The following is an 18,609-nucleotide window of genomic DNA, read 5'->3' as shown; positions in this document are numbered from 1 at the left end:
CATGATCAGCGAACCGCTTTTCCGGATAACTTACAGCTTCCGCCTGAGCGAAACGGAAGTGGTCAGCTTCGACCTGGCCTTCGACCCCACCATGCGGCTGCTCTGCGACCAGCCGCATCCGCCACCGGACTGGACCAGGCTGGGACAACACCAGTGTGTCGCCTGCCCCCTGACCCCGGAGCAAGCCCCGCACTGCCCAGCCGCTCTTAATCTGGCACCTCTGGTGAGCAACTTTGAACACCTGCTTTCCCACGACGAAATTTTCCTGGAAGTTATCACTGAAGAGCGCAAAATCAGCCAGCAAACCACAATCCAACGGGCGGTCTCTTCCCTGATGGGCCTGCTGATGGCGGCCAGCGACTGCCCCCGCACCCGTTTTTTCAAGCCCATGGCCCGATTTCACCTGCCCCTAGCCAGCGAGGAGGAGACCATTTACCGGGCCGCCGCCACTTATATGCTCACCCAGTATTTCCGCAACCGGCAAGGACGGCAACCTGATTTCGCCCTGGATGGCTTAAACGAGATCTACCGTAACATCCAGGAGGTCAACAGCGCCATGGCCAAACGGCTGCGTGGCGTCACTAAAAGTGATTCTTCCGTCAATGCCATCATTCTGCTGGACATGTATGCCAAAGCCATGCCATACGCCATCAAGCAGGCCCTGGAAGAACTGGCCTATCTGTTCAGCGAAGACCCACCCTCAATAACCGGAGGAGCCCCATGAACCGCCTCAGTGTTTCGTTCCTGCCGCTGATCCTGACCGCCGTACTGCTCCATGCCTGCGCCCCGTCCACCCGGCTGAGCACCGTCAAAGTCGAACATCCCCCGACGGAAGGCGCCTACCATCTGCTCCTGCACGGTTGCAACTACACCAACGACCCCAACACCATCGCTTTTTTCTGGCCGGCCACCCAAGACTACACTTTCAAGCCCTACTCACCCGCCTTCCAGTACCGTCTCATCGAAAATCTGCTACTACCAGAGGCCTTGAGCCAGGCCCGCGATTTCGTCATCTGCAGCCCCCATTTCGACGGCACCCGCCTGATCGCCGTTAAAGACCGGCAGGACGGGGTATTAGGCTACGAATTGCGCCCCCTCTATTTTCAGCCCTCGCCTCTGCTGCGGCGCGATCTGCTCCATGTTTCCTACCGTTTCATGGATGCGCAAACGATCAGGGTCAACATCACACCACTCAGTGACCTGGATGACGACGACCAAGATAATGATTGAACTAATGTTGACCAACTGCTACCATGGCGCCCAGCTTATGGCTATAAAACCCTTTAGTTTCGATCAAATAAAGTGTTTTTGACAACAATTGCCAACCATAACCCAACAAAACCATTAGCAAACAACCTGAATCATCCTGCTACCGAGTGGTGGATCGTGTGGAGGGTGGTGAACATACAACCCGGCCTGACATGAAATGGTAATGGACTACGGAAAAATCCGGCCAAAAATTAGCGAAGCCATCATTTGGGCTGGCCTGTTAATCATCCTGGTACTGATTGTGGCCTGGTTTTACCGCCAGGAGACCGCCACCGAAATGGCCACCGCCCACCAGGCCATGGCCGCCACCAACAACCTGAAGTCCCGGCAGATTGAGCAGTGGCGACAGGAACGACTTTCCGACGTCACCCGGATGAGCCAGGGCCTGTTTGCCGAAGCCAGCGCCGCCGCCTGGCTGCAAGCCCCGGCAGACCCGGCGGCCGCCCGCTCGGCGGTAGTAAACCGTTTGCGCCTGCAAAAAGCGCAAGGGTATGCCGACATTCTGCTGGTCGGACCCGACGGTGAAATTATGCTCTCCGCCACCGGACAGCACGTGACCCTGGCTGAGGCCGCTCGACAGACCATCGCCGAGACCCACGCCGCCGGGGAGGCTAACCTTTCCCCCTTTTTCCGCGCCACCGACCGGGAGATTTATCTTGATGTTGTGGCCCCGGTAGCAGCGGCGCCGGACCACCTGCCGGTACTGATTGTCCTCCGCAGCCTGGCCCGGGACTTCTTTGAACCGCTGCTCCAGTACTGGCCGGAAACCGGCATCGACTCCCGCACCTTTATCATTTACCCCCATGCCGAAGGACTGCACACCTTGTGTGACTGCACCATCAACCCGGAAAAACAGGCGAAGCGCGACCTTGCCGCCATCGGCGTCGCCCCGTCGGCGCTGACCGAATTTTACCGGCATGAAGGTAAATTTGCCGGCCATTACCGCGACGGCACCCCCATGCTGGCCGACCTGCAGTTGGTGCCCGATACCCCCTGGCTGCTGGTTACCAGCATGCCCCAGGCCGAAATCCTCACCGATGCTCGCTATCGCACCGCCCTGCTGGGGCTGGTCATGGCACTGGGCCTGCTTTTTACGGCTTTCCTTCAACGGCGGCATCAGGCTGATTTTTTTCGCCGGCTCTATCAAACCGAAAGAAGCCGGCGGGAGGCGATGCAGGAGTTTCGCACCACCCTCTACAGCATCGGCGATGCGGTCATTACCACCGACCGTGGGGGACGGGTGCGGGCCATGAACCGGGTGGCCGAACAGCTTACCGGCTGGCCGGAAATCGAGGCCCGGGGGCGGGAACTGCCGGAGATTTTTTGCATTATCAACCAGGAAAGCAGAGCCACCGTGGCCAACCCGGCGCAAAAGGTGCTGCGCGAAGGCACCGTGGTTGGGCTGGCCAACCACACTCTGCTGGTCGCCCGTGACGGCAGCGAACGGCCCATCGCCGACAGCGGAGCGCCGATCCGGGATGAAGAGGGTAACATCACCGGGGTGGTCCTGGTGTTCAGCGACCAGACCGAAGCCTATGCCATCCGGGAGACCATGCAAAAATCACAACGGCTGGAATCGATGGGGCGGCTGGCCGGCGGCGTGGCCCACGACTTCAACAACATGCTGGCGGTGATCATCGGCTATGCCCAGGTGCTGCAATTGCGGCTGCCCCCCGACGATCCCCGGCAGGGTGAGATCGGCGAAATAATCGCCGCCGGCCGGCGCAGCGCCGACCTGGTCCGGCAATTGCTGGCCTTTGCCCGCAAGCAGACCATTATTCCCAAAGTGCTGACCATTAACGAGGAAATCGACGGCACCCTGAAAATGCTGGCCCGGCTGATCGGCGAGCATATCACCCTGAGCTGGCATCCCGGGGACGACCTATGGCCGGTCTACCTGGATCCCGGCCAACTGGATCAGATCCTGGCCAATCTGGCGGTCAATGCCCGCGACGCCGTCGGCGACGGGCCGGGAGAAATCACCATTACCACCCGGAATGTGGAAATTGACGAAGAGTTCTGCCTTTTTTGCCCCGACGCCCGGCCCGGATGCTACGTCCTCCTGGAGGTGCGCGACAACGGCTGCGGCATGGATGGCGAAACCCTGGGCCGCATTTTTGATCCTTTCTACACCACCAAGGAAATGGGCAAAGGCACCGGCCTGGGGCTGGCCACGGTTTACGGGATTGTTCAGCAGAACAAGGGGTTTCTGGAAGTTTTCAGCAGCCCGGGGCACGGCAGTACTTTCCGCATCCACCTGCCCCGTTTCAGCGGCCCCACCCCGGACAACGCCGTTATCACCGGTTCCGCCGCCGAGCTGCTCAAAGCGACCGGTCATAGGACCATCATGCTGGTGGAGGACGAAGTTGCCCTGCTCAACCTTAGCCACCATCTGCTGACCATGCTGGGCTACCAGGTGCTGGCCGTCGCCGACCCGCATGAGGCCCTGCGCCTGGCCGACGAACATCCCGGCGAAATTGACCTGTTGCTGACCGACCTGGCCATGCCGGGGATGAACGGCCAGGAACTGGCCAGCCGATTGCGGCAAAAACGGCCGCAGACCCGGTTCCTTTTCATGTCCGGCCACCCCGTGGAGTCATTCGCCGAACTACCCGATCAGGGAGAGGAAATCAATTTTCTCCAGAAACCTTTTACCCGCGAAGAACTGGCCGCCGTCGTCAGCAAGGTCCTGGGTCGGTCGCCGGCTAAGCCCCCGACCAGCTGACCGCCCGGTTGCGCCCCTGCTGCTTGGCCTGATAGAGGGCCTGATCCACCCGCCGCAACAAATCGCTCTCCTCGTGTTCACCGTCAAGGAGGGCGGCCACCCCGAAACTGGCGGTAAGCCGGCCAACATTGGGAAAATCATGTCCGGCAATAGCCTGCCGGAGCTTTTCCGCCAGCCCGGCCGCCGCCTCGACGGTGGTGGCCGGCAGCAACACCAGAAACTCCTCCCCGCCCCAGCGGGCCGGGGTATCGGTACGACGGATCGTGGCCCGCAGCAACTGCGCCATTTCCCGGAGCACCAGATCCCCGGTCTCATGCCCGTGGGTATCGTTAACCAGCTTGAAATGGTCGATATCGAAAATAATCAAAGATAAAGGCTCGGGAACACGGCGGTGGCGGGTCAGTTCCTGGTCCAGGAACTCTTTGAACCGGCGGCGATTGTTCAGGCCGGTCAGCTGATCAGTCCCGGCCAGGTGGTCCTTCTCCTGCAACAGGCGCTCGACAATGGTCAGTAATCGGTTAAAGGAACTGGCAATAGTCCCCATTTCGTCCCGGGCACGCACCGGCAGCCGCCGACCGAAGTCTTGCTGGCTGCCAATCTGGCCGATTTCGGCCAACAGAAGGTCGAGGGAGCGGATCATGCCGTGCAGGGTGTAGAGGACCAAAAGCAGAATACCGCCGCCGACGCCCAAAGTCCCCAAGGTGAAAAAGAGCAGGCGCCGGCGCAGGTTGTCCAACAACTGCTCGCCTTCGTTGACCAGCCGGGCCAGTGAACGATCCTCCAGCTTTTTAAGGTCATTGATCACCCGGGTGGCCTGATTAAACCACTGCTCGGAGGAGATCTGCAGGGGAGCAAACTCTCCTGCGGCGGTAGCCTGCATGACCGCGAAGACCTCCTCGGCCGCCGGGGTACCCAGCACCTGATCCAGTCGTTCCGCCCAATCAGCGCCGGCGTCAAGCTGGAAAAGACGCCGATATTCGGCAAACAGACCATGCAGCCGCGCCGCCTCCGCCACCTTTTCCTCCCGGCTTACGCCCGCCGTCCGCAGACAATGATTGACGGTGGCCCGGACCCGCCCCAGGTATTCTTTGGCAAACATCAAATGACTATGGGCCCCAAGATCATCCTTCAGCCCGGCAAAATCCACCTGACGGATCTGACTCCAAACCTGGTCCAGCAGGCTTTGAATCAGGAGGGAATATTGCCGGTAGTCTTCCGGGTAGACGCCGTTACCGGCCATAATCCGCTGCCGCAAAGTGGTCAACTCCTGCTGGAGTCGCGCTTCCAGCCCCCCCTCGGCCCGGCGCAGGGCGTTCAGTTTCCGGTCGGTTGCGGCCTGCTGGAGCAATAAGGAATCACGGTAACCGGCTTCCGGGGCAGCCAGAAAGCCGGTACTGAGTCCCCGTTCCTTCTGCAACTCATGCACCAGGGCGGAGAGTTCACTGATAAGGGCCAGTTCTTCCACCACCAGGTGCTGCTGGCGATAACGGGAAAATTCGGTGGTCATCATCCCCAACAGCAAAAAAACAAGACCTCCCACCGCCATGATACCGATCAGGGTTATACGGGTCTTAATAGTCATTGGTCGTGATCACCCCATGAAACAGGTAGAATCAGCAGATCCTCGGCAACAGTTCACCGCTGGGCAGATCAATGACCCGCTCGGGCCCCAAAGCGGTGCGCAGCGCCACCAAACCGGAGTTGGCCGCCGTCACCTCGCCAATGATTGCCGCTTGGCGGCCCAAGGGATGATTTCGCATGGCCCGCAGCACCTCCTCGGCCGCCTCCGGGGCCACCACCGCCAGCAGTTTACCTTCGTTGGCCACAAAGAGCGGATCAATCCCCAGGATCTCGCAGGCCCCTTTTACCGGCCCGGCCACCGGCAGGGTCTCTTCGGATATCATCACCCCGACCCGGGAAGCCCGCGCCAATTCGGTCAGCACCGCCGCCACCCCACCCCGGGTGGGATCCCGCATGGCCCGCAGCGCCTGGCCGGCAGGCTTAGCGGCGACGGTCAGGATCACCTCCGTAAGCTGATGTAACGCGGCGGTATCGCTGGTTAATGGTTGGGCAAAACTCAGACCCTGGCGGCAACTCATGATGGCCATGCCGTGATCGGCCATGGTGCCGGAGATGATGATCCTGTCCCCGGGCTGCAGGTTGGCGGCAGATAGGGTAACACCGGCCGGCACCACCCCGATGCCACTGGTGTTGATAAAAATTTTATCACAGCTCCCCCGCCCCACCACCTTGGTGTCGCCGGTAACCACCCGCACTCCGGCGGCTTGGGCAGCCGCCCCCAGGGCCGCGACCACCCGGTGCAAAGTTGCCAGCGGCAAGCCCTCTTCGATGATCAACGCCACCGACAGATAAAGCGGCCGGGCACCGCCCATGGCCAGGTCGTTAATGGTGCCGTTGATCGCCAGCTCACCGATGCTGCCGCCGGGAAAAAAAAGCGGGTCCACCACAAAGGAGTCGGTGGTAAAGGCCAGGCGTTCACCGGGGTCCAACTGCGCCTCCAGCACCGCCTGGTCTTCCAACCGGGAGAGCACCGGATCGCCAAAGGCCGGCACCATGGTCTGCTCAATCAACTCGGCGGCCAGCCGGCTGCCGCCGCCATGGGCCAACTGCACCGTATCCTCATCCGCCGCCGGCAACGGACAGCCAAAATTTTCCGGTTTCACCTGTAATGACATCAATCACCCATCAACTGGCCGGCACCATGCCGGGAAATTACAACCCGTTAAACAATACCACAAAGTATTACCAGAATCAAAGCCGCAACATTACCGACGGCGGCTTGCCAACCGCTTGCCCGACCGGGCACATTCAGCGTTTGGCCAGCATATAGGCGGCGCAGGCTCCCTCGCTGGAAACCATGGTGGCCCCAAGGGGATGGGCCGGGGTGCACTCCTTACCAAAGGCCGGGCACCCCGGCGGCTTCCGTTCTCCCCGCAGGATCGCCCCGCTGATGCACAGCGGCGATTCCTCGGCCCTGATCTCGCCCAAGGCGAACTTGCACTCGGCATCGAAGGCAGCAAATTCCGGCCGCAACCGTAGGCCGCTGGCGGGAATTTCACCCAGGCCCCGCCAGGTACGATCGCAAACCTGAAACACCTGCGCCACCGCCTGTCGGGCCGCCGGGTTTCCCTGGGGTCGTACCGAACGGCGGTATTCGTTTTCCACCCGGGCCCGCCCCGCTTCCAGTTGGCGCACCAGCAACAAAATGGCGGCCAGGATATCCACCGGTTCGAAACCGGCGGGAACCATGGGCACCCGGTGCCGGGCGGCCATGGCTTCATAATCCTGCAGTCCCTCCACCGTGCAGACATGACCCGGGGCCAGAAAGGCCTGGATGCGGTTGCCGGGCGACGCCAGCAGCGCGCCGACAGCCGGCGGCACCAGGACATGACTGACCAGCAGGCTGAAGTTGTCCAGCCCCAGGCGGGCGGCCTGCTGCACCGCCATGGCGTTGCCGGGCGCAGTGGTTTCAAAACCGACAGCGAAAAAAACCACCTGCCGCACCGGGTTTCGCGCCGCCAGGTTGACCGCTTCCAACGGGGAGTATACCGGCCGGACATCACCCCCCTGAGCCCGGATCTGGGCCAGACTCTCACAGCTGCCAGGCACCCGCAGCATGTCGCCGAAGCTGGTAAAAATCACCTCAGGCCGCCGGGCCAGGGCCAGGGCCTTATCGATCAGGGCCACCGGGGTTACACAAACCGGACAGCCCGGGCCGTGCACCAGTTCAAGCTGTGGCGGCAGCAGCAGATCGAGGCCGTGGCGGATAATAGCATGGGTGTGACCGCCGCAGATCTCCATGATCACCCAGGGACGGGTGGTAACCGCGGCAATCTCCGCCAGCAGCTGCCGAGCCAGGGCCGGATCGCGGTATTCATCCAGGTGTTTCAGCATGCCCGGCTCCATTCAATCCCGGTCTTCAAAATCGCCTAAAGGCCGCCCGAAGAGATCCACCCCTTCGCGGGCCGCCGCCGCCTGCAGCTCTCGCCAAGTCTCAAAACTCTTGGCCGCCTCCTCTTCATCCAGAATGGAAAGGGCAAAACCGGCATGGACCACGGTATAATCCCCGATTTTGATCTCCGGCACATATTCCAGGCAGGCCCGGCTGATCGCCCCGGCATAGTCGACATGCCCCATCTTCAGGCCGTTTTCCTCAAAGATCTCCACCACTTTTCCCGGTACCGCCAGACACATATGCCGCCACCCCCTTTTACCTTGGTACACGTTCAACTGCCCGTCATGCAGGGCGGCAAGATCAAAACTGCGCCCCTGCTGAACTTTTATTTGCCGTTTACCTGCTGCCACTGGGCCGCCGCCGCCACCGCCTGACCATAAGCCAGGCCGCCGTCATTGGGCGGCAGCCGACGGGGCAGCAACACCGTCAGCCCCGCCGCGGCCAGGTTTTTCCTTAACCCGGCCAGCAGAATCTCATTTTGCATCACCCCCCCGGAAAGGGCCACCGTTTTTATATCGGTTTCTTCGGCGGCAGCCACCAGGGCGGCGGTAAACATATCTACCAGGGTGGCATGAAAACGGCGACTTATTTCCGCCCGGCCAGCCCCGGCCGCCACCGCCGCGGCCACCTCCCGGATCAACTGACTGATACCGATGATCAGCCGGCCTTCCCCACGGAGCAATTGATAAGCAAAAGGATGCAAACCATGGCCGCTTACTTCAGCTTGCCCCCCCTTCCCTGCTACCAGGGGAGGCAACTCCGGACCGGCGGCAGCCTGCATCAATTCCACCGCGGCCTGGGCTTCATAGCTGATCTCCCGGCAGCCCCCGGCCATGGCGGCCACGGCGTCAAAGAGGCGACCGCAACTACTGGTCCGCGGAGAGTTGATATTTTGCCGCAGCATGGGCAAGATCGCCCGCCAGTCAACACCGTCAGCCGCCATGGCGGCCAGGAAGGGCAAAGCCGGTGGCTCACCGCCAAAAGCCTGATACAGATACCCCACGGCGGCACGCCAGGGTTGCCTGATTGCCAGATCACCGCCGGGCAGGGGCATGGTTTCCAGCTGACCCCAACGGCTGAAGCCGGCAAGATCGCCCAGCAGGATCTCACCGCCCCAGATGGTGTGGTCCGGGCCATAACCGGTGCCGTCCAAAATCAAGCCCAAAGCCGGGCCATGGTGTTCATTTTCCGCCAGGCAAGATGCCATATGGGCATGATGGTGCTGCACCGCCAGAACCGGCAGCCCCCGCTCGGCCGCCCACTGCCGGGCCCAACGGGAAGCCAGGTAGTCGGGATGCAGATCCAGAGCCACCATTTGCGGCTCAATGGCAAAAAGCCGGCGCAGATCGGCGATGGTTTGGCAGAACACCCGGTAACTTTCCAGGTTCTGCAAGTCCCCCAGGTGCTGGCTGACCACCGCCCGGCCGTCGGCGGCCAGGCAGACGGTATTTTTCAGTTCGCCCCCGACGGCCAGAATGGCCGGCCCCTGCTCAGCGAAAGGCAGTAACCCCGGCGCATAGCCCCGGCCCCGGCGGATCACCAACGGCGGCAACGCACCGTCCCGCTCATCAGCCCCGCTCAGCACCACCGAATCGTCGTTGCCGCGTACGATTTCCCGGTCATGGAGCAGCACCGCATCGGCTATGCCCGCCAAGCGGCGGCAGGCCTCGTCGTTATCGGTACACAGCGGTTCGCCGCCGGGGTTGGCGCTGGTCATCACCAGCACCGGCAAATCATCCCCCAGTAGCAAATAATGCAGCGGGGCATAGGCCAGCATCAAACCCAGACGGTGATGCCCCGGGGCCACCGCCGCCGCCACCGGCGGCGTGGTGGTGGTGGAGCGGGGCGCCAATACAATGGGGCGAGCGGGGGAGAGCAGCAATTTCTCCTCAGCCGGACACAGATGCACCAGTTGCCGGGCCGTTGCCAGATCGCACACCATCACCGCCAGCGGCTTGGCCAGCCGCCCCTTGCGGCGCCGAAGGCGCAACAGCGCCTCCTGGTCGGCGGCATTCACCGCCAGATGAAAACCGCCGATACCCTTGACCGCAATAATTTCACCGGCCAGCAGGCGGCGCCGGGTCTCGGCCACGGCCTGCTGGCCTTCCCAAACCGGCGATAAAATATGGGCAGCTTGATTTTCCGCCCCGCCCGAATCTGTTCCCGTTTGGTTTTGTTCACGGTCGCTTAACGGTAACTGATCACGGGGGCCACGGGATAAGCGGTCAAGGGGGGCCGCAAGATGCGGTGCCTCGTGATCACTTACGCTTAACGTCACCAGGGACAAACGGGGACCGCAAACCGGGCAGGCATTGGGCTGGGCATGGAAGCGGCGGCTGGCCGGATCGTCGTATTCGGCCTGGCAGCGCGAACACATGGTAAAGGCCCGCATGCTGGTATGGGGCCGGTCATAAGGGATTTGTTCAATTATGGTATAACGGGGGCCGCAATTGGTGCAGTTGATAAAGGGATAAAGGTAACGGTGATCGGCCGGATCCTCCAGTTCCCGCCAACAATCGGCACAAAGTGCCAGGTCGGGCACCACTCCGGCCGTGGGGGGGGAGCCGGCGGCGGAATCGGCAATAACAAATTCATCGTCGCCGGCCAAGGCCAATTCCCGGCTTTCCAGCCGCTCGATAATGGCCGCTGGCGGCGTTTTTCGCTCCAGATCCCGAAGAAACGCGGCCAACCGGTTTTCTGGCCCTTCCAGCTCGATCTCCACCCCGGCGGCATTGTTGCACACCCGGCCGACCAGGGAATACTGCTGGGCCAGGCGATAAACAAATGGTCGGAATCCCACTCCCTGCACCAGACCGCCAACCACCAGGGACCAGCGTTGCCTGCTCACTTTGCCGCCAGGTCTTCCAGCACTGCCAGCCATTCTTCCATGCCCTCGCCGCTGCGGGCGGACAGCGCCACAAACTGCAGTTCCGGATTGACCCGGAGGGCATATTCGCGGCACTTTTCCAGATCAAAATCAAGATGGGGCAGGAGATCAATCTTATTGATCAGGCACCAGCGGGCAGCGGCAAACATGGCCGGATATTTCAAGGGTTTATCCTCGCCTTCGGTGACACTTATGATCACGACCTTGGCCGTCTCGCCGAGGTCGAACATGGCCGGGCAGACCAGGTTGCCGACATTTTCGATAAAGAGCAGAGAATCTTCCCGAAGTTTCAGTTCATGCAACGCCCGGTGCACCATGGCGGCATCGAGATGGCAGCCGGCGCCGGTGTTGATTTGCACCACCGGCACCCCGGTCTTTTCGATCCGCTCGGCATCCAGCAAGGTCTGCTGGTCGCCTTCGATCACCGCCACCGGTCGCACGCCGGCCAGGCGGCGGATGGTCTGCTCGAGAATGGTGGTCTTGCCCGAGCCCGGCGAACTGACAAGGTTCAGGGCCACAACCCGGCGGGCCTGCAAATGCTCCCGGTTGTGGGCCGCCTGCTCGTTATTACCGGCCAGCACTTCGCGGGCCACCTCCAGGCGTCGACCCTGTACTGGTTCATGACCAACGCCAGCCGCCACGGCATGATCATGGGCATGCCCGGCCCGGTCCATGGTTGCGGCCCGCCGTTTTTGCCCCGCTCGAGTAATGGTGACCCCTTCCGCTCCGGGGCCACAACCGCAATCATCACACATAACCCACCAACCTCGTTTTATCCGGAACACCCGGCACTTCATTAGTAAAGCAACGTTTGGAGCCAGTTAAATCTTCACCGACCATCACCCGGAGCCCGACAAACAGTTGCTAATCGACCACAATCGCCGCCAGCCGCAGTTCCTGCCCCTGCAGAGGGCGCATCAATCCGCCACAGGCCGAACAAAGAGTAAACTGTTCAGCCATGGTCCCGACCTGCCGACAGCTGGCGCATTCCCCGCGCCCAGCCACGGTGATGATTTCCAGCTCCGCCCCTTCCGCCATGGTTTCGCGGCAGGCGGCGGCAAAACAGAACTGCAGCGCCTCGGGCATTACCCCGGCCAAGGCCCCGACTTCCACCTCCACCCGGCTAATCATCTCTCCGCCGGCGGCCCGGCACTCCGCTTCGGCCAACTCGACGATATTCAAGGCCAGCGACATTTCATGCATTCTCGCAGCTCACGCTCCCTCAAGCCTTTTCTTAACGATTGCCGACCTAACCCCAGTCGAATAGAATCAACCTTTAATTTCGCCTCAACAGCACCTGGGCCAGCTTAACAAACAAAATCAAGTTTGCCGAGCTAATGCAGGCCGCCATCCTGCACAGACACCCCGGAACGCAGCATTTCTTTTTTAAAAAACACTTGACCAAAAGCCGAGCAAAGACCACATTGCGCCGGTAATCTTCTGTTTACAATAATTAATTTTACTAAAAATTAACATCAATTCTGTGCCTGCCGCCATGGTCATTCAAAACGGCATGAATTTCGGAGTCCTTAGTACAATGCTGGAAAAAATGCTGGCCCAAAACAAATTTCTGCAACGAATCATCGTGCTACCCTTCAGCAGTTCCCTGCGCGCCTTTCTTTTTTCCCGCTTCATCGGCGTGACCCTGGCGGTCTTCCTGGTGGTGCTGGGAACCGCCACTTATCTGTACGACCGCCTGCTTATCCAGCAGGCCCAAGCCGCCGCCGAAGGCATCGCCGCCCAGACCTACACCACCATCAGCAGCCTGATGCCCCACGGTATCAGCCGGGAGCAACTGGAAACGGTAATCGCAGAGATCAAGACCGCCCATCGCGACACCCCCTACCAGATCAAGGTCTACCGCAGCCCGCTGGTCAGCGAACTCTACGGCGAAATTGAACAAAGATTTCCCTTCCGGGCCACCGAGCAGGCCCTGGCCCCGGGTTATGGCCGCCAGTTCACCCTGGAAAATCATACCTCCACCAAACACCTCTACGCTTTGGCCGTTGAAGACCAGAACTGTCTTACCTGTCACCCCAACGCTGAAATCGGCTCGGTGCTGGGCATCGTGGAAGTAAGGCAGAGCGTCCGGGAAATGGTCAGCCGGATGCGCAGCGACTACCTGTGGATCTTTCTCTTTTACGGCGGTCTGGCCATTGCCCTGGTGGTGGGCATCACCACCTTGGTGGTCAACCGGGTCAGCGCCACGGTGGAAGATTTCCGGCGTAAAACCGAAGAGATTCAAACCGTTACCGACCTGCCCGCCATCTCCCGGCTGAGCCGAAACAGCGTGGGTTTTTCCGAGTTAAACCAGGCCTTTCAGGCGGTGGGTGAACTGGCCGAGCGCCTGCATAACGTGGCGGTGGACAAGGATATTCTGGAATTTGAGATCAAGATTTTAAACAAGTTCATCATCACCTCCAACGTGGTCCAGGACTGGCAACTGTTTGTGAAAGAACTGCTGCTTGATATCAACAATATCCTCGACACCTACGCCCTGATGGCCTTCTTCCAGGAAGGTGAAAACGAATACGAGCTGGATGTCTTCTGGCGTGCCGCCCCTTCCCATGAAACTCGCAATGAATTTGAAAAACTGATCCAGAAGCAGCTTTACAACCAATTCCAACTGCCCAGCGATTCGCCGGCGGTGAGGATCGTCCACCACGACTGCGGCTCGCCAGTCCCCCTGCCCAAACACCTGAATCTCAAAGACATCGAACTGCGTACCAAATCGCTTTTTCTTGACGCCCCCAAGGTGGGTGGCATCGTCGGGATCGGAGTGCAGTCCAACATGGTGATGGATTCCATCTACCACATAGTTTTGGACAGCGTGCTGGCCACCTTGCTCAACCTGGTGGGGTCGGTTAAAGCCATCTATAAATACACCAAAGATCTTGAGTATTACGCCACCCGCGACCCCATCACCCAACTGCACAATCAGCGGATGTTCTGGGAACTGCTCGGTTACGAAGTGGGCCGAGCCCAGCGCCACGATTACCCCTTTGCCCTGATGGTCATCGACATCGACAACTTCAAGACCATCAATGACCAGTACGGTCACGCCTTCGGCGATCTTTTTCTCCAGCAATTGGCGGAAGCCCTGCGCCAGGCAGTAAGGGACGGTGATTTTATCGCCCGCTACGGCGGTGACGAGTTTACCGTGCTGCTGCCGGAAACCAGCCGGGAGCAGACCTTAACCGTCGCCGAACGGATTGTTAAGGCAGTTTCCGGCATGAGCGTACTGACCCCGGAAGGAATCAGGGTACAGGCCACCGTCTCGCTGGGCATTGCCATGTATCCAGAACACGGCAAAAACGCCAAGGAGCTTTTCCTGGTAGCCGACAACATGATGTACAAGGTCAAAGGCGAGGGCAAAAACGCCATCGCCGAGCCCCAGGAAGCGGAAATCACCGAAATTTTCAAAGAGGAAAGCAAGATCAACTTCCGGGTTTACCAGGCTCTGGAAGAGAAAAGTGTCGTTCCTTATTTTCAGCCCATCCTTGATCTGGCCACCGGCGAAATCGAGGCCCACGAGGTGCTGATGCGGATTCCCGCCGATGACGGCAGCATGATTGCCGCCTCCGACTTTATTCAGGCCGCCGACCGGATCGGGCTGCTGCATAAGCTCGATCACCTGCTGATGGAAAAAACCTTTGCCGCAGTGGGCAACCAGGGATACCAGGGCCGGCTGTTCATCAACCTCACCCCCAAATCCTTTATTTTTCCGGAATTTTTCCCCAAGATCCAAAAGTTGTGCCAAAAGTTCGACATCAACCCGCAACGGGTGGTGTTTGAAGTCACCGAGCGGGATACTATCCGCAATGTGTCCATGCTGAAAAAATTCGTGACCATGATGAAAGCCGAAGGTTTCCGCTTCGCCGTCGATGATTTCGGCTCGGGCTACTCTTCTTTCAAGTACCTCAAGCTCTTCCCCATTGATTTTCTCAAAATTGAAGGGGAGTTTATCCGCAATATCCTTGAAGATCGTGATTATATGGCCTATACCAAAAGCATCGTGACCCTGGCCCGGGAACTGGACATCAAAACCGTGGCCGAGTACATTGAAGACGAGAAAATCTTCTATGCCTGCCGGGACTTGGGCGTGGACTACGGCCAGGGATATCATATCAGCCGGCCGGCCCTCGGATTCACCAAACTCCCGGCCCGACCGGTTGGCAACCAGGAAAACAGCAGTTAGGCGACGCATAAAATGATCAACAATAACGGTCACGAACATCCCCTTGAGCATCCCCTTGGGCATCCTCAGGGAAAAAGGTCGGGGTACCTGAGCAACGACGGTGCGTCGCCGCTGACCTACTCCGCGCCCCAGATCCTCCAGGCCATCAGTGACGGAGTCTATGTCACCGACCGCCGGCGGCGGATCGTATACTGGAACCAGGCGGCGGAAAAGATCACCGGCTGGGCGGCGGGAGAGGTGCTGGGGCGCAGCTGCTACGACAATATCCTGTGCCACGTGGACAAAGACGGCCACCAGCTCTGCGGCGAAGAGTACTGCCCTCTGCACAGGGCCATGCGCACCGGCAAGGCCTCGGCCTCTCCCTCCCTGGTTTTTGCCCAGGACAAATCCGGTCGTCGGGTGCCGGTGATGGTCAACGTTTCCCCCATTGTCGATGGCCGAGGCGAGGTGATCGGCGGGGTGGAAATTTTTCGGGATTATTCGGCAGAGGTGCACGACCAGGAGCGGGCCCGCAAGATCCAAAGTCTTTCCATGCAAACCCCGCAAGGAGACACCCCGGGGTTGCAGGTGGCGGTCAAATACCTGCCCCACGGCATGCTGGGCGGTGATTATTACACCATGGAAAGGCTCGACGAACACCGTTACGCCTTTTGTATCGCCGACGTCATGGGCCATGGCACGGCGGCCGGGCTCTATGCCATGCACCTGCACTCCTTGTGGGAAAACAACCGCCAAGTCATCGACCGGCCGGCTACTTTTGTCAGTTCATTAAACCGCAGCCTCTGCTCCTTGGTGCGCGACGGTGAATCCTTTGCCACCGGGCTGTTCGGCATCATTGATCTGCGAGCCGAAGCGTTGGCTTTGTGCGCCGCCGGCAGTCCCTCTTTCGTTCTGTACCGTGGGGGCCGCGGCCGGCAGATCAGACTCTCCAGCCTGCCCCTGGGGCTGGTTGAAGATCACGTCTACGAAGTCACCTTCCTGCCTCTCAATCCCGGCGATGGCCTGCTGTTTTATACCGACGGGCTTACTGAAGTCATCAACCAGCGGGAAGAAATGCTGGGCGGCGAAGGTCTGTTGACAATGGTTAACCAGCTTGGCTTCCCCGCCGACGAGGAGGCCATGGATCACCTGGCGAAAAAGGTGCTGCAATTTTCCAACCAAATCCGTTTCCCCGACGATGTCACCATGCTGGCCATGCAATATACCGGCCGTACCACTGGCGCCGACAAGAGATAAGGCATGACAGCGGCGAGTTTGCGTGATATGAGCAACCACGACGGCAACCCGTCATTCACTTCCCCAGAAGAACTGGCAACGATGGCCGGAGAAGCCACGGTTTACCCCGGCAACTTCCGGGATATCGACGCAGTGGTGGACAACTGCTGGAACAGGATCGTGGAAGCCATCGGCCAACGTGGCTTCGGGGCATTGGCGAGCAACATTCACATGGCCATGGCCGAGGCCATCATCAACGCCTGGAAGCACGGCAACCGCCGCAAGCAGAATCAGCCCATTGTCTTCCGCTGGCACTTCAACCACAATTTTACTTTCGAGGTACTGGATAAAGGTCCGGGATTCGACTACCACAACCTGCCCGACCCTACTAAGGGTGAGCTGAAAACCGCCGAAAACGGGCGGGGAATTTTTATCATCCGAACCTTGGCCAATGCCGTGCAATGGCGGGATAAAGGCCGCCACCTGATTGTCACTTTTGCCCCGCGCTGAAACCAGCCGGCCAACCCGCTTGACGTTTTTTTACAAGGCCATCCTACTTGGCGCGCCGCAAAGCCCGGCGCCGGCCATCGATCACCACCCGCGATGGCAACAGTACCATCACCGCCCCAGCCAGGCGCCGGCATTGCAACCAGACCGTTTTGGGGTGCGGCAACTTTAGCCACCGGGACCAGCTGAAAAAGAAAGCCGCCGCGACGTTCCGCATCGGCACAACCCCCGACACCAACGGCTCAGCCTCCTGACCGCAACTGGCACACAACTGCTTGGCATCTTCTGCCACCACCGCCAGCAAGCGGGCCCGCGAGTATAGAAAAACGCGGGTGTTCATCCGGGTGCATTCCCGACAAAGCCAGTGTTTACGCCCATCTATTTCCCACTGCAGCATTCATCCGCCTCCGTTGGTTGAAAAAATTGTCAACGCCCAGCAGCTTGGCAGGCTGATGAACGATGGTAAAAAATCAGGCCGGGTAGCCGGGGAAAGTTCGCCGCCGCCGCAGTCGGGTTCCATAAGTGGAGAACCCCGATGTTGCCCGCCTTATCGGCCGCTCGTTTTTTTTCTTGAACGGCAAAGGCAGGCCCCAGCCCGGGGCCAAAACCCCACGACAAAAGATGCTCGACCTTGACAAGGTCTTAGCAAACAGTTAAGCAGGAAAAATTGTGAACACCGAACCACTTGCCAGATCAGAACCGACCGCCGTCGGTATCGCCGCCTTTTTTACGGTGCCAGAAAATATCATAAGTGTGCAACCGCATGGCTGCGGGCTGATCAACGACAGTTATCTGGTCCGCTGCCATGCCGGCGAGGCCTTTCTGTTGCAGCGCCTCAACCCGGTGGTTTTCCCCGAACCGGCAAAACTGATGAACAATCTACGCCGGATCAGTGAACACCTGAGCCACAAGGCCCGGACCACCAAACTTGATCCCGGTCGGCAAATTATCCGGCTGCTGCCCACCCGAATCGGAGAGGACTGTCATTACGACCGGGACAACGCCTGCTGGCGAGCCCTTAATTTCATTGAAAACAGCCGGGTGCTTACCCGGATCACTGCAGAAGAGCAGGCCAGAGCCGCCGGCGTGGCCTTGGGCCGCTTTCAGGCCCTGATCCATGACTTAGCCCCCTCCCAGCTCTACGATCCACTGCCCACTCTGCACGTCACACCATGCGTGGTACGCGCCTATGATGAGGTTGCCGCCATCTCGACGGTTACCGGCCCCGAGGCCGAACTCTCCTTTTGCCACAATTTCATCCAACACCGCCGCACCACCGCCGCCGTCCTGGAACAGGCCCGGGCCCGTGGTGTTCTACCGGAACGGGTTATCCACGGTGACCCCAAGCTGAGCAACATTCTTTTCGCCCACGACAGCGACCTTCCCCTGGCTCTCATCGACCTGGACACCGTCAAACCGGGCCTGACCCAGTACGATGTCGGCGACTGCCTGCGCTCCTGCTGCAACCGGGCTGGTGAAAACCCCGCCGACCCCGATGAGGCTGAGTTCGACCTGGATCTGGCCCGGGCCCTGCTGATTGGCTATTTCGAAGAGATGCGAGCCCTGCTGACCTACAGTGATTTCGCCTATTTTTACGATGCCGTCCGACTGATCAGCTTCGAGTTGGGAATCCGTTTTTTCAATGACTACCTGAGCGGCAACTGTTATTTCAAGGTGGCCGACCCGGAGCATAACCTGCGCCGGGCTCTGACCCAGTTCCGTCTGACCGCCTCCATCGAGGCTCAAGAAACCCGGATCCGCCTGATCGTCAGTGAATTAACCTGAGATTTGGTCCGCCTTCACCAGAGCGCTACCGACCCGAAAAAGGATAT

General features: G+C 59.9%; 15 protein-coding genes. 7 read left to right on the top strand and 8 right to left on the bottom strand.

Annotated elements, in window-relative coordinates; translation table 11 throughout:
* The first annotated feature begins 1 nt into the window (after position 1).
* The 3 genes from P0N66_RS05815 to P0N66_RS05805 all read left to right on the top strand — a co-directional run bounded on the left by P0N66_RS05815 (position 2) and on the right by P0N66_RS05805 (position 3,994).
* Positions 2-724, top strand: coding sequence for a DUF6901 family protein (locus tag P0N66_RS05815; RefSeq protein WP_275803231.1), 723 nt, complete (start codon positions 2-4; stop codon positions 722-724).
* A complete protein-coding gene (locus tag P0N66_RS05810) occupies positions 721-1,230 on the top strand; it encodes a hypothetical protein (RefSeq protein WP_275803229.1) in 510 nt (169 codons plus the stop codon). The genes P0N66_RS05815 and P0N66_RS05810 overlap by 4 nt, the downstream gene beginning before the upstream one ends.
* A gap of 202 nt (positions 1,231-1,432) precedes the next feature.
* A complete protein-coding gene (locus tag P0N66_RS05805) occupies positions 1,433-3,994 on the top strand; it encodes a hybrid sensor histidine kinase/response regulator (protein WP_275803226.1) in 2,562 nt (853 codons plus the stop codon).
* On the opposite strand, the gene P0N66_RS05800 is transcribed toward P0N66_RS05805, so the two are convergent.
* From P0N66_RS05800 to P0N66_RS05770, 7 genes are all read right to left on the bottom strand, one after another.
* Positions 3,975-5,576: a GGDEF domain-containing protein gene (locus tag P0N66_RS05800; RefSeq protein WP_275803224.1), complete on the bottom strand. Its 1,602-nt coding sequence runs from the start codon at positions 5,574-5,576 to the stop codon at positions 3,975-3,977. The genes P0N66_RS05805 and P0N66_RS05800 overlap by 20 nt on opposite strands.
* Positions 5,577-5,607: 31 nt before the next feature.
* On the bottom strand, positions 5,608-6,690 hold the full coding sequence (gene hypE / locus P0N66_RS05795; protein ID WP_275803222.1) for a hydrogenase expression/formation protein HypE: 1,083 nt from the start codon (positions 6,688-6,690) through the stop codon (positions 5,608-5,610).
* Positions 6,691-6,823: 133 nt separating this feature from the next.
* The gene (hypD, locus tag P0N66_RS05790; protein ID WP_431190018.1) at positions 6,824-7,906 is read right to left on the bottom strand and encodes a hydrogenase formation protein HypD; all 1,083 of its coding nucleotides are present in this window, start codon (positions 7,904-7,906) and stop codon (positions 6,824-6,826) included.
* 15 nt (positions 7,907-7,921) lie between these two features.
* Complete coding sequence (locus P0N66_RS05785) at positions 7,922-8,209, bottom strand: HypC/HybG/HupF family hydrogenase formation chaperone (protein WP_275803219.1); 288 nt, start codon at positions 8,207-8,209, stop codon at positions 7,922-7,924.
* Between the two features lie 86 nt (positions 8,210-8,295).
* A complete protein-coding gene (hypF, locus tag P0N66_RS05780) occupies positions 8,296-10,851 on the bottom strand; it encodes a carbamoyltransferase HypF (RefSeq protein ID WP_431190015.1) in 2,556 nt (851 codons plus the stop codon).
* Positions 10,815-11,612, bottom strand: coding sequence for a hydrogenase nickel incorporation protein HypB (gene hypB, locus P0N66_RS05775; protein WP_275803215.1), 798 nt, complete (start codon positions 11,610-11,612; stop codon positions 10,815-10,817). The genes hypF and hypB overlap by 37 nt, the downstream gene beginning before the upstream one ends.
* Before the next feature lie 109 nt (positions 11,613-11,721).
* Positions 11,722-12,060 (bottom strand): hydrogenase maturation nickel metallochaperone HypA/HybF, encoded by a 339-nt coding sequence (locus tag P0N66_RS05770; protein ID WP_275803213.1) that lies wholly within the window; start codon positions 12,058-12,060, stop codon positions 11,722-11,724.
* Between the two features lie 334 nt (positions 12,061-12,394).
* On the opposite strand from P0N66_RS05770, the gene P0N66_RS05765 reads away from it, so the two are divergent.
* The 3 genes from P0N66_RS05765 to P0N66_RS05755 are packed head-to-tail and all read left to right on the top strand — an operon-like array spanning position 12,395 to position 16,780.
* Positions 12,395-15,055 (top strand): putative bifunctional diguanylate cyclase/phosphodiesterase, encoded by a 2,661-nt coding sequence (locus P0N66_RS05765; protein ID WP_275803211.1) that lies wholly within the window; start codon positions 12,395-12,397, stop codon positions 15,053-15,055.
* A 12-nt stretch (positions 15,056-15,067) separates the two neighbouring features.
* Positions 15,068-16,291, top strand: coding sequence for a SpoIIE family protein phosphatase (locus tag P0N66_RS05760; RefSeq protein ID WP_275803209.1), 1,224 nt, complete (start codon positions 15,068-15,070; stop codon positions 16,289-16,291).
* Between the two features lie 3 nt (positions 16,292-16,294).
* The gene (locus tag P0N66_RS05755) at positions 16,295-16,780 is read left to right on the top strand and encodes an ATP-binding protein (RefSeq protein WP_275803207.1); all 486 of its coding nucleotides are present in this window, start codon (positions 16,295-16,297) and stop codon (positions 16,778-16,780) included.
* A 43-nt stretch (positions 16,781-16,823) separates the two neighbouring features.
* On the opposite strand, the gene P0N66_RS05750 is transcribed toward P0N66_RS05755, so the two are convergent.
* Positions 16,824-17,174: a hypothetical protein gene (locus P0N66_RS05750; RefSeq protein ID WP_275803177.1), complete on the bottom strand. Its 351-nt coding sequence runs from the start codon at positions 17,172-17,174 to the stop codon at positions 16,824-16,826.
* 272 nt (positions 17,175-17,446) lie between these two features.
* On the opposite strand from P0N66_RS05750, the gene P0N66_RS05745 reads away from it, so the two are divergent.
* A complete protein-coding gene (locus P0N66_RS05745; RefSeq protein ID WP_275803175.1) occupies positions 17,447-18,562 on the top strand; it encodes a phosphotransferase enzyme family protein in 1,116 nt (371 codons plus the stop codon).
* Positions 18,563-18,609 lie beyond the last annotated feature (47 nt).

The organism is Desulfurivibrio dismutans, assembly GCF_029210385.1.
Taxonomy (GTDB): domain Bacteria; phylum Desulfobacterota; class Desulfobulbia; order Desulfobulbales; family Desulfurivibrionaceae; genus Desulfurivibrio; species Desulfurivibrio dismutans.
This window is presented reverse-complemented; position numbering and strand designations above follow the sequence as displayed.